Here is an 11,474-nt window from a genome sequence, read left to right as displayed (position 1 = left end):
GGCTGCCTATTTCGGCTGTTTCTTGAACAGTTCACGGAACACCGGGTAGATATCGGCCGGCGTGACTATTTTCTGCATGGCGAAATGCGGATGGTGGTCGGGAATCTGCGAGTACTGCTCCCACAGGTTCTGCGGCGGACCATCGGTGATCTCGACATAGGTGTAGTACTGCACCTTGGGCATGATGGTGTTGACCAGCAGCTGGCGGCACAGCACGGAATCGTTGTCCCAGTTGTCGCCGTCGGAGGCCTGGGCCACGTAGCTGTTCCAGCTGCCGCCGCCGTAACGCTCCTCGATGATCTTGTCGAGCAGGTGCAGCGCCGACGACACCACCGTGCCGCCCGACTCGCGCGAGTGGAAGAATTCTTCCTCGTTCACCTCGGCCGCGGCCGTGTGGTGGCGGATGAAGACCACGTCGATCTTGTCGTAGGCGCGCTTGAGGAACAGGTACAGCAGGATGAAGAAGCGCTTGGCGGTGTCCTTGCGGGTTTCATCCATCGAGCCGGAGACGTCCATGATGCAGAACATCACCGCCTGCGTCATCGGCTTGGGCACCTTGACGCGGTTGCTGTAGCGTAGGTCGAACGGGTCGATGAAGGGAATCGCCAGCAGCCGCGTGTGCAGATGGTGGATCAGCTTTTTCAGCTCCACCACGCGCGGCGCGTCCAGCGGTTCGCCTTCCAGCAGCAGCTCCTCCAGCTCGCGCTCGGCCTCGATCACGCGCTTGCGCGAACTGCCGCCGACCGCGATGCGCCGTCCCAGCGCGCCGCGCAGCGAACGCAGCACGTGGATGTTGGACGGCGTGCCCGACATATTGTAGCCGGCGCGCTGGTTCTTGAATTCGGTGGTGGCGGTCAGCTGCGTCTTGACCAGGTTGGGCAATTCCAGGTCTTCGAAGAAGTAGTTCATGAATTCTTCGCGCGACAGCTCGAAGATGAAATCGTCCTCGGTCAGCTGGTCGCTGTTGCCGGCCTTGCCGCGGCCGGCGCCGGCGCCGCCCTTGGGCCGGTTGATCAGGTCGCCCTTGAGGTATTCCTGGTTGCCGGGGTTGATGGTTTCCCACACGCCGCCATGGGCGTGGCCGAACGAGGGCTCGCCCACGTCCTTGACCGGGATGGAGACTTTTTCGCCGTTTTCAATGTCGGTGATGGAGCGGCCCTTGATGGCACGTCCCACCGCGTCCTTGATCTGGGCCTTGTAGCGCCGCAAGAAGCGCTCGCGGTTGACCGCAGACTTGTTCTTGCCCTGCAAACGTCGGTCGATGAGGTAAGTCAAAAGATGCCTCCTGCTGCTATTGGTCGGCGCCGCGCCGCCACCGCCTCATGCGGGGCGGCGCGCAATGCTACTTAAGACGACTTCCTCACTCGCAAATACCATTCGCACAGCAACCGTACCTGCTTGGCGGTATAGCCTTTCTCCACCATGCGGGCGACGAAGTCGGCGTGCTTGTTGGCGTCTTCGGCGCTGGCCTTGGCGTTGAACGAAATCACCGGCAGCAGTTCCTCGGTGTTCGAGAACATCTTCTTCTCGATCACGGTGCGGAACTTCTCGTAGCTGGTCCAGGCCGGATTCTTGCCGCCGTTGTTGGCGCGCGCGCGCAGGCCGAAGTTGACGATCTCGTTGCGGAAGTCCTTGGGATTGGAAATCCCTGCCGGCTTCTCGATCTTCTCCAGCTCGTTGTTCAGCGATTCGCGGTCGAAGCTCTCGCCGGTGTCGGGATCGCGGTATTCCTGATCCTGGATCCAGAAGTCGGCGAAGGTCACGTAACGGTCGAAGATGTTCTGGCCGTATTCGGAATACGATTCCAGGTAGGCGGTCTGGATTTCCTTGCCGATGAACTCCACGTATTTCTGCGCCAGGTGCTCCTTGATGTACGAGAAGTACTTCTGCTCGGTCTCGGGCGGGAACTGCTCGCGCTCGACCTGCTGCTCCAGCACGTACAGCAGGTGCACCGGATTGGCCGCCACTTCGGTGTTGTCGAAGTTGAAGACCTTGGACAGGATCTTGAACGCGAAGCGGGTGGACAGGCCGTTCATGCCCTCGTCGACGCCGGCGTAGTCGACGTACTCGTGCATGGACTTGGCTTTGGGGTCGGTGTCCTTGAGGTTCTCGCCGTCGTACACCAGCATCTTGCTGAAGATGCTGGAGTTCTCCGGATCCTTCAGGCGCGACAGGATGGCGAACTGCGCCATCATGCGCAGGGTGCCGGGCGCGCACGGCGCCTGGTACAGCGAGGAGTTGGCGATCAGCTTGTCGTAGATCTTGATCTCGTCGGTCACGCGCAGGCAGTACGGCACTTTGACGATGTAGATACGGTCAAGGAAAGCCTCGTTGTTGCGGTTGTTCTTGAAGGTCTTCCATTCCGACTCGTTCGAGTGTGCCAGGATGATGCCGTCGAACGGGATCGCGCCGAAGCCCTCGGTGCCTTTGTAGTTGCCTTCCTGCGTGGCGGTCAGCAGCGGGTGCAGCACCTTGATCGGCGCCTTGAACATCTCGACGAATTCCATCAGGCCCTGGTTGGCCAGGCACAGGCCGCCCGAGTAGCTGTAGGCATCGGGATCGTCCTGCGAATAATCTTCCAGCTTGCGGATGTCGACCTTGCCGACCAGCGAGGAGATGTCCTGGTTGTTCTCGTCGCCCGGCTCGGTCTTGGAGATGGCGACCTGCTTGAGCACCGAAGGGTAGCGCTTGACCACGCGGAACTGGTTGATGTCGCCGTTGAATTCGTGCAGGCGCTTGACGGCCCACGGACTCGGAATGTTGCGCAGGTAGCGGCGCGGGATGCCGTAGTCCTCTTCCAGGATCACGCCGTCCTCTTCCTCGTTGAACAGGCCGAGCGGCGATTCGTTCACCGGCGAGCCTTTCAGGCAGTAGAAGGGCACGTGCTCCATCAGCGACTTGAGCTTCTCGGCGATCGACGATTTACCGCCGCCGACGGGACCGAGCAGATACAGGATCTGCTTGCGTTCCTCCAGTCCCTGCGCGGCGTGGCGGAAGTAGGACACCACTTGCTCGATCACTTCCTCGGTGCCGTAGAACTCGCGGAACGCCGGATATATCTTGATGACCTTGTTCGCGAAGATGCGAGACAGCCGGGTGTCGTTGCGGGTATCGACCAACGTCGGTTCGCCGATGGCGGCCAGCATGCGCTCCGGCGCGCTGGCGTAGGTGAGTCGATCTTTTTTGCAAAGTTCGAGATATTCCTTCATGGACATCTCTTCTTCTTTGGTCCGTTCGTACCGTGCGGCGTAGTTGTCAAAAATGGTCATTTGGATGTCCTTTAATGTAAACCTGCGTGTCACGGGTCACCGGCAGTTCGACTGCCCTGGCCCTGGTTCGTGCATACCCTTTCGTTTTATTTTTCTTATGGCCAGCTTCTTTTTGGTGGCGCGGATTGCCCGCGCCGGTGAGCTGGCTTCATCGCCGGTTGGCGGCTTTTATGTGTTGGCCGTAACGCATCTTACGTCTATGAAATTGATTATTGCGCTATTGGTGCCGGAAGTCAAAAGATATGTCGTAATATCGTTAATACTCTTTCGTAAATCATTGATTATTAAGATTATTTTTGGATAATTTTGTGTACTTTTTATGGATTTTCGCGCTTTTTTTTACCCACGTTTATGCCACAGTATCACGCTTGCACGCGCCGTGCTGATCGCACCTCAAACAGATAAATTCTGCCGCAACTTGGCGGTCGCTGTCGCACTCTCGCGGCATGCGCTAAGATGCGTTGATCCAGCTTACCGTCAGAGGAAAAAGAATAATGTTGAACGAACAATTGCGCACCGTGGTGCAGCAAATGCCGAAAGCCGAACTGCACATCCACATCGAAGGCTCGCTTGAGCCGGAACTGATTTTCGCGCTGGCCCAGCGCAACAACGTCAAGCTGGCCTACGGCTCGGTGGAGGAGCTGCGCGCCGCGTATGCGTTCACCGACCTGCAGTCCTTCCTCGACATCTACTACGCCGGCGCGAGCGTGCTGTTGCAGGAGCAGGACTTCTACGACATGACCGCCGCCTACCTCAAGCGTGCCGAGGAAGACAATGTGCGCCACACCGAAATCTTCTTCGATCCGCAGACGCACACCGCGCGCGGCGTGCCGATCAAGACCGTGATCGACGGCATCCACCGCGCCTGCCAGGACAGTCCGGTCAGCGCCACGCTGATCCTCAGCTTCCTGCGCCACCTGTCGGAGGAGGACGCCTTCGCCACGCTGGAGGAGGCGCTGCCTTACCGCGACAAGTACATGGGCATCGGGCTCGATTCGTCGGAGGTCGGCAATCCGCCGGAGAAGTTCGCGCGCGTGTTCGCCAAGTGCCGCGAGCTGGGCTTCCACCTGGTGGCGCACGCGGGCGAGGAAGGCCCGCCGGCGTATATCGAAACCGCGCTCGATGTGCTCAAGGTCGAGCGCATCGACCACGGCGTGCGCTGCCTGGAGGACGCGGCGCTGACGCAGCGCCTGGCGCGCGAGCGGATCGCGCTGACGGTGTGTCCGCTGTCGAACGTCAAGCTGTGCGTGTTCGATCGCATGGAGCAGCACAACCTGCTGCAGCTGCTGGACGCGGGCATCGTCGCCACCGTGAACTCGGACGACCCGGCCTACTTCGGCGGCTACATGAACGCCAATTTCGTCGCCACCTTCGAGGCCTTGCCATTGGGGCTGTCGCACGCGCAGCGCCTGGCGCGCAACAGCTTCTCGGCGGCTTTCCTGCCGGCGGAGCAGAAGCAGAAGTTCCTCGATGAAGTCGACGCGTACTTCGCAACACTCTAGAAAACCTCCATGCTCAAACTCGCCTTGAAGATGACGGCGCGCGACTGGCGCGCCGGCCAGTTGCGTTTTTTATTGATCGCGCTGACGGTGGCGGTGGCCGCCTTGTCCGCCACCGGCTTCTTCATCGACCGCCTGCGCAGCGGCCTCGATCGCGACGCCCACCAGCTGCTGGGCGCCGACGTCGTCATCAACGCCGACCTGCCGGTCAACCCGGCCTGGCGCGCGGAGGCCGCCCGGCGCGGCCTGCTGATGACCGACACCATCAGCTTCCCCAGCATGGCGCAGGCGGGCGAGGGCGAGCAATCGAATTCGCTGCTGGCGGCGTTGAAGGCGGTCGGCCCCGGCTACCCGCTGCGTGGCCAGCTGAAGATCACCACCGATCCCGAACAGGCCGAGCAAAGCTACGGCGCGCCGGCCAACGGCGTGCCCGCGCCAGGCACCGTATGGCTGGACGCCGGCCTGCTGGGAGGCCTGAAGACCACGATCGGCGGCACGATCAAGCTGGGCGACAAGACCTTCACCGTGGCGCAGCTGATCGCCTCCGAGCCTGACCGCGGCGCCAACTTCCTGGCCTTCGCGCCGCGCGTGATGTTCGCGCTGGACGACCTGGCCGCCACCAACCTGATCCAGCCTGGCTCGCGCGTGTCCTACCGCCTGCTGGTGGCGGCGCCGGCGTCGCTGCAAAACGGCGCGGCCGTGGCCAGCGCCTACGAGCAATGGCTGCAGGCGCGGATCAAGCAAAACAATATCAAGGGCGTGCGTGTCGAGTCGCTGGAAAACGGCCGGCCCGAGATGCGCGCCACGCTGGACCGCGCCGACCGCTTCCTGTCGCTGGTCGGCCTGCTGTCGGCGATGTTGGCGGCGGTTGCCGTGGCGATGGCCGCGCGCCGCTTCATGCAGCGCCACCTGGACGCCTGCGCCATGCTGCGCTGCCTGGGCCTGACGCAGAACGAAGTCACGCTGATGTACCTGATCGAATTCTTGATGGTCGGCCTGGCCGGCAGCCTGATGGGCGTGGCGGTGGGCTTCGGCGGCCACTACGTGCTGCTGGAGGTGCTGGGCAAGCTGGTCTCGGCCAACCTGCCGGCGCCGACCATCTACCCGGCGCTGCAGGGTGTGGCCACGGGCATGCTGTTGTTGGCCGCGTTCGCGCTGCCGCCTATCCTCCAACTGCGCAAGGTGCCGCACAACCGCGTGATCCGCCGCGAGCAGGAGCTGCCGCAAGTGGCGGCGCTGGCCACCTACGGCCTGGGCCTGGCCGGCTTCGTCGTGCTGCTGTTATGGCAGGCGGGCGACGTGCAGCTGGCGCTGTACACGGCGCTCGGCTTCCTCGGCGCCTTCGCCGTGTTCGGCCTGGTGGGCTGGGGCGCGCTGGCTGCGCTCAAGCCGCTGCGGCGCGTGATCGATCATCAGAGCTGGCGCTTCGCCATCACCTCGCTGCAGCGGCGTCCCGGCGCGACCGTGGTGCAGATCGTCTCGCTGGCGCTGGGCATGATGGCGCTGCTGGTGCTGACCGTGGTGCGCGGCGACCTGATGACGGCCTGGCGCAACGCCACGCCGCCGGACGCGCCGAACCGCTTCATCATCAACATCCAGCCGGAGCAGGCGGCCGATATCGGCAAGCGCCTGCAGGCGGCGGGCGTGAGCTATGCGCCGCAGTACCCGATGATACGGGGACGCCTGACCGCGGTGAACGGCAAGCCGGTCACCGCCGAGACCTACACCGACGACCGCGCCAAGGGCCTGGCCGACCGCGAATTCAACCTGTCGACGATGGCGCGGATGCAGGCCGAGAACAAGATCAGCGCCGGCCAGTGGTTCGCCGACAAGCCGGGCGCGCCGGAAGCCTCGGTGGAGGAGGGCATCGCCAAGACGCTGAAGTGGAAGCTGGGCGACAAGCTGCGCTTCGACATCGCGGGCACGCCGGTGGACGCCACCATCACCAGCCTGCGCAAGCTGGAATGGGGCTCGATGCGGGTCAACTTCTTCGTCATCATCAACCCGGCGGCGATGACCGAGGTGTCGCAGAGCTGGATCACCGCCTTCCACCTGCCGCAAGGACAGGGCGCGCTGATGAACGCCCTCACGCGCGATTATCCCAACCTGACCATCGTCGACGTCGGTGGCCTGCTGCGGCAGGTGCAGGCGGTGCTGGACCAGGTGGTGACGGCGGTCGAATTCCTGTTCGTGTTCACGCTGGCCTCCGGCGTGCTGGTGCTGTACGCGGCGCTGATGGGATCGCAGGACGAGCGCACCCGCGAATCGGGCCTGTTGCGCGCGCTGGGCGCGACCCGCCGCCAGTTGTCGCAGGCGCAGCTGATCGAGTTCTCGCTGGTGGGCGCCTTGTCCGGCGTGCTGGCGGCGACCGGCGCGGCGGCCATGGGCTGGGCGCTGGCCACCTACCAGTTCAAGTTCGCCTGGAGCTTCAGTCTCGCCGTGTGGCTGGTCGGCCTGGTGGCGGGCGCGCTGTGCGCCATCGCCGGCGGCTGGCTGGGCCTGCGCAATGTGCTGCGCCAGCCGCCCTTGCAGACCCTGCGCGAAGCCTAGGCCGCGATGGTCTCCAGCGCCGCGCGCTCCCTGAGGAAGTCGGCGTAGGAATAGGGCTGCTTGTCGAAGTAGTGCGGCGGCAGGTCGAACAGCGCCCAGTAGTAGGTCTCGCGGCCCTGGCACACGCGCGGCGCGGCGCAATAGCGGTGCCAGTTGTCGCCCACCCGGCGCGAGTACATGCCGTCGCCGTCCGGATCGGAGAAGAACGGCAGCACGCGCCGCTCCAGCAAGGCGTCCAGCAACGACGGCGGCGCGTCGCTGTCGCGCGCGATTTCGTACTGCGCGTACATCCCCTGTTCGGTTTCTATCATCATCAGGCTGGCCTTGCCGTATTTGTCGAGGAACAGGATGCCGGTCGGATTCGGGAAGATGTAGTGCTCGACGAAACCCATGCTGGCGCTCAGCTCCCGCACCAGCCGCGCCAGCGCCGGATCGCCCAGGAAGTGGTAGTTATGCAGCAGCACCAGCTCGCGCAGCGTTTCGGACTGGGCGTCGAAGTAGTCGCGCTGCAGCGAGGCGATCTCGATTTCCAGCAGGTCGAGCGCGTGGTCGTCGCTCTTCTTGATGTAGCGGTCGATCAGGCCGCGGTTGAAGGCGCTGACGGCGATCTTCTCGTCGGCCGCGCCGGTGAACAGGATCTTCTTGCACGGCAGGTGCGCGACCGCTTCGCAGAACTGCAGTCCGTTCATCTGCGGCATCGAGTAGTCGACCACCAGCACCGACGGCGTCTCGAAGCGGTGGCGCTGCTGGCCGATGCGGTAGATGCGATCGAGGTCCAGCGCCACGTTGCATTGGTCGGCCGGCAGGTTGTGCATGTCGAAGTTGACGTGCAGCGGAACGCAGCCCGATTGCGGTTCCCTGCGCAGCCATTGCAGCGCGGTGGTGGTGTCGTGGAAGGTCTGGCTGGCCAGCATGGGGTCGAGCTGGAACGACAGGCTGCGCAGGAACGAGTCGCTGTCGTCGACCAGGACGGTCAGGGTGGGATGGGAATAGACAGGCAAATGCATGGGTCACCTCGGGATGGACTGCTGCTGGGGAAATTCAAGGACAAAAATGGCGTAGGCGCCCTCGCGCGATACGCAATGGATGGTGGCGTTCCACGCGTGCATGATCTCCTCGCACAAGGCCAGGCCGATGCCGGCGCCGTTGTGCGGAGGATGCGAGTAGAAGCGCCGGAAAATCATCGGCATCTGCTGTGCCGGGATGCCGCAGGCGGTGTCGATGAACAGTAGCCGCGGCGGCGAGTGCGCGCCATCGACCACGATGCGCACGCGCCCCTTGCCGGCGCGCTGCACGGCCTTGAGCGCGTTGCGCAGCAGGTTAAGCAGGATCACCACCGACAACTCGGTCTGGCCGGCGAAGATGAAGTTGCGGCGCACTTCCAGCGTCACCAGTTTCTGCTGGGTGGCGTTGGGGAAGGGGTAGCGCTTGAGCGCCGCCTCCACCACGCCTTCCATCGTCACCTTTTCGACCGGCCGCAGGTTCTGCCGCACCGCCGTGGCGCTGAGCAGGAACAGGTCGATCATGTGGTTCATGTGGCGCACCTCGAACTGGATGCGCGCCAGCGCGTCGATGGCGCCGAGCCGGTCCTCCTGCGTGCGGTTGCCGGCCTCGGCGTACACGCGCAGCAGGCCGCGCACATTGGCGTCGACGCTGGTGAGCGGCGTGCGCAGCTCGTGCGCGACGGTGGCCAGGCCGGCGCCCAGCCCGGCCAGCTTTTCCTGCGCCAGCACCTGGCGGCTGATCTTGGCCACCGACAGCGCCGCGATGGTGAACAGGTGGATCGGCAACTGTTGCAGCACCTGGCCGCTCAGCAGCGTCTCGCCTTCGCCCAGCATGACGGCCGCCACGCAGGCCACGGTGGTGCCGGTCAGGTAGGCCGTCAGCGCCAGGCCGGTGTCGAAGTGGAACAGCACCACCAACCCGACCAGCAGCGACTCGCTCCATACGCCCGAGGCGTGGTTCATCAGGAACATGAAGGTGAAGAAGAACGGGAAGATGTAGCTGAGCGTGACCAGCAGGTACAGGTGCAACATGCGGCGGTTGAACTGGCGGGCGAACAGGCCCAGCGCGCACAGCAGGATGCCCAGCAGGCGCAGCGACAGCGATTCGTATTCCTGCGGGAAGAAGCTTTGCCAGATCACGTAGTACAGCGGCATGCCTACCGTGCCGATGCTCGCGAGCAGCAAAACGCGCACGGTCGCATGATCCTCGCGGCCATGGTAATGCAGCAGCGACTGGACCAAACCGTGCTGCCAGCGTTTCCAGCGTTCTTGCAGGGATTGCGTCATGGCGAAATTGACATTTATCAAGGTCCCATGATCGCCTGAATTTGCAACGCACTTCTGCGTATCAAAACATTAATTGATCAGTATCAATCCCCGCTTGTTTTTTTGGCCTCAAGGTTGGAGTCGGACTCAAAAAAAACAACCATTTCCAAAACGACGAAAGGAACCTGAACATGTCCAACGCGATTGCTCAAGATCATATCCGTACCGCTGGTTTTGCCATCCCGGCTGAACAGCAGATGCCAGATTTCGTAACCCGGCGCATGGATGAGCACTACATCACCCGCATCGAGCAGCTGTTGGGAGGGGAACATCCGCACGCCTGGCAGCCGACGCCGGCCGGGGCGGTATTTCTGGCGGGGAACGACTACCTGTGCCTGGCCGGCGAGCCGGCGCTGATGGGGGCGCAAATGGCGGCGCTGGCCCGCAGCCAGGGCGAGCTGCTGATGTCGGCCGTGTACCTGCAGGAGGGCAGCCCCCAGCACCGGCTGGAGCGCAAGTTCGCCAGCCTGATGGGGGCGCAGGACGGCATCCTGGCGCAGTCCGGCTGGGCGGCCAATGTCGGCCTGGTGCAGACGCTGGCCGCGCCCGGCATCCCGGTCTACCTGGACATGCAGGCCCATGCCTCGCTGTGGGAGGGCGTGCAGTCGGCCGGGGCGGCGCCGGTACCCTTCCTGCACAACGACATGGAGCACCTGCTGAAGCAACTGGCCCGCCACGGGCGCGGCCTGATCGTGGTGGACGCGCTGTACAGCACCAACGGCAGCGTGGCGCCGCTGCTCGAGCTGGTGGAGATCGCCGAGCGCCATGGCTGCCTGCTGATCGTCGACGAATCGCATTCGCTGGGTACGCACGGCCCGCGCGGCGCCGGCCTGGTGGCGGAGCTGGGCTTGTGCGAACGAGTGCACTTCCGCACCGCCTCGCTGGCCAAGGCGTTCGCCGGGCGCGCGGGCTTTATCACCTGTTCCAGCAAGTTCAAGGGCTACTTCCTGTCGGAGTCGCGTCCGGCCATCTTCAGCTCCTGCCTGCTGGGCCACGAGCTGGCGTGGTTCGACGCCGCCATCGACTTCGTCGCGGCCGCCGACGACCGCCGCGCCGCGCTGCGCGCCAACGCGCTGGAAGTGCGCGAGGAGTTGACCGCGCTGGGCTACAACGTCAGCGACGGCAGCGAGCAGATCATCGCGCTGGAGCCCGGTCCCGAACCCAAGACGCTGGCGCTGCGCAAGCTGCTGGAGCGGCACGGCATCTACGGCGCCATGTTCTGCGCGCCGGCCACGCCGAAAAACCGCTCGCTGGTGCGGCTGACGCTCAATTCTGGGCTGGATGCGGCGCAGCTGTCGCGCATCATCCAGGCCTGCGACGACGTCCGCGCCGAGGCCGACCTGGAGAACTGGTCCTCGACGCGGCGCCTGCGCCGGCTTGCCCTGGTGTGAGGCCGCGTTTCGCCGCCGGTGCGCTATCATGGAGGGTATGACTGAATCCCGAACTCTTTATGAAGTAATCGGCGGCGAATCGCGCGTGCGCGAGATGGTCGACCGTTTTTATGACCTGATGGAACTGGAGCCGGAGTTCGCGCTGCTGCGCGCCGCCCATCCGCCCACACTGGACAACGCGCGCGAACGGCTGTTCATGTTCCTGAGCGGCTGGATGGGCGGGCCGGACCTGTACATCGAAGCGCACGGCCATCCGCGCCTGCGCATGCGGCACATGCCGTTCGCCATCGGCACCCAGGAGCGCGACCAGTGGCTGCGCGCGATGGCGTGGGCGATGGAGGACGTCGGCATCGACGAGGCACTGCGTTTGCGGTTGATGGAGTCCTTCTATCAAACCGCCGACTGGATGCGTAATAAGCCCGATTGAAGCCCGAT

Annotated in this window: 9 protein-coding genes; 5 read left to right on the top strand and 4 right to left on the bottom strand. The window is 64.0% G+C overall.

All coding sequences use genetic code 11. The features are described 5' to 3' along the window. Window positions 1–6: 6 nt before the first annotated feature. On the bottom strand, window positions 7–1,275 hold the full coding sequence (locus ACUJB0_RS13095) for a YeaH/YhbH family protein (RefSeq protein WP_444845607.1): 1,269 nt from the start codon (window positions 1,273–1,275) through the stop codon (window positions 7–9). A gap of 71 nt (window positions 1,276–1,346) precedes the next feature. Next, on the bottom strand, window positions 1,347–3,269 hold the full coding sequence (locus tag ACUJB0_RS13090; protein ID WP_161082808.1) for a PrkA family serine protein kinase: 1,923 nt from the start codon (window positions 3,267–3,269) through the stop codon (window positions 1,347–1,349). Between the two features lie 4 nt (window positions 3,270–3,273). On the opposite strand from ACUJB0_RS13090, the gene ACUJB0_RS13085 reads away from it, so the two are divergent. The 3 genes from ACUJB0_RS13085 (at window position 3,274) to ACUJB0_RS13075 (ending at window position 7,318) form a co-directional block, all read left to right on the top strand. Then, the gene (locus ACUJB0_RS13085) at window positions 3,274–3,573 is read left to right on the top strand and encodes a hypothetical protein (protein WP_444845606.1); all 300 of its coding nucleotides are present in this window, start codon (window positions 3,274–3,276) and stop codon (window positions 3,571–3,573) included. 190 nt (window positions 3,574–3,763) lie between these two features. After that, window positions 3,764–4,771, top strand: a complete 1,008-nt coding sequence (locus ACUJB0_RS13080) for an adenosine deaminase (protein ID WP_444845605.1) — start codon at window positions 3,764–3,766, stop codon at window positions 4,769–4,771. 9 nt (window positions 4,772–4,780) lie between these two features. Continuing rightward, entirely contained in the window at window positions 4,781–7,318 is a 2,538-nt protein-coding gene (locus ACUJB0_RS13075; RefSeq protein ID WP_444845604.1) for an ABC transporter permease, read from the top strand. Here ACUJB0_RS13075 and ACUJB0_RS13070 read toward each other — a convergent pair. Further along, window positions 7,315–8,325 (bottom strand): response regulator, encoded by a 1,011-nt coding sequence (locus ACUJB0_RS13070; RefSeq protein ID WP_444845603.1) that lies wholly within the window; start codon window positions 8,323–8,325, stop codon window positions 7,315–7,317. The genes ACUJB0_RS13075 and ACUJB0_RS13070 overlap by 4 nt on opposite strands. Before the next feature lie 3 nt (window positions 8,326–8,328). Next, window positions 8,329–9,609, bottom strand: a complete 1,281-nt coding sequence (locus ACUJB0_RS13065; RefSeq protein WP_444845602.1) for a sensor histidine kinase — start codon at window positions 9,607–9,609, stop codon at window positions 8,329–8,331. Between the two features lie 236 nt (window positions 9,610–9,845). On the opposite strand from ACUJB0_RS13065, the gene cqsA reads away from it, so the two are divergent. Both cqsA and ACUJB0_RS13055 read left to right on the top strand, forming a co-directional pair. Beyond that, the gene (gene cqsA, locus ACUJB0_RS13060) at window positions 9,846–11,039 is read left to right on the top strand and encodes an alpha-hydroxyketone-type quorum-sensing autoinducer synthase (protein ID WP_444845601.1); all 1,194 of its coding nucleotides are present in this window, start codon (window positions 9,846–9,848) and stop codon (window positions 11,037–11,039) included. Between the two features lie 28 nt (window positions 11,040–11,067). After that, window positions 11,068–11,466 (top strand): group II truncated hemoglobin, encoded by a 399-nt coding sequence (locus ACUJB0_RS13055; RefSeq protein ID WP_117011672.1) that lies wholly within the window; start codon window positions 11,068–11,070, stop codon window positions 11,464–11,466. Window positions 11,467–11,474: the final 8 nt, after the last annotated feature.

The sequence above is a fragment of the Duganella caerulea genome (genome assembly GCF_040362985.1).
Classification (GTDB): domain Bacteria; phylum Pseudomonadota; class Gammaproteobacteria; order Burkholderiales; family Burkholderiaceae_D; genus Rugamonas; species Rugamonas vulcania.
The sequence above is the reverse complement of the archived record's forward strand: the minus strand, read 5'-3'. Positions and strand labels throughout refer to the sequence as shown.

Excerpts from the sequence above, each read along its gene's own strand:
- ACUJB0_RS13065 (WP_444845602.1), bottom strand. The coding sequence starts at position 9,609 with ATGACGCAATCCCTGCAAGAACGCTGGAAACGCTGGCAGCACGGTTTG.
- ACUJB0_RS13075 (WP_444845604.1), top strand. The coding sequence starts at position 4,781 with ATGCTCAAACTCGCCTTGAAGATGACGGCGCGCGACTGGCGCGCCGGC.
- ACUJB0_RS13055 (WP_117011672.1), top strand. The coding sequence starts at position 11,068 with ATGGAGGGTATGACTGAATCCCGAACTCTTTATGAAGTAATCGGCGGC.
- cqsA (WP_444845601.1), top strand. The coding sequence starts at position 9,846 with ATGCCAGATTTCGTAACCCGGCGCATGGATGAGCACTACATCACCCGC.
- ACUJB0_RS13070 (WP_444845603.1), bottom strand. The coding sequence starts at position 8,325 with ATGCATTTGCCTGTCTATTCCCATCCCACCCTGACCGTCCTGGTCGAC.
- ACUJB0_RS13085 (WP_444845606.1), top strand. The coding sequence starts at position 3,274 with ATGTCCTTTAATGTAAACCTGCGTGTCACGGGTCACCGGCAGTTCGAC.
- ACUJB0_RS13090 (WP_161082808.1), bottom strand. The coding sequence starts at position 3,269 with ATGACCATTTTTGACAACTACGCCGCACGGTACGAACGGACCAAAGAA.
- ACUJB0_RS13080 (WP_444845605.1), top strand. The coding sequence starts at position 3,764 with ATGTTGAACGAACAATTGCGCACCGTGGTGCAGCAAATGCCGAAAGCC.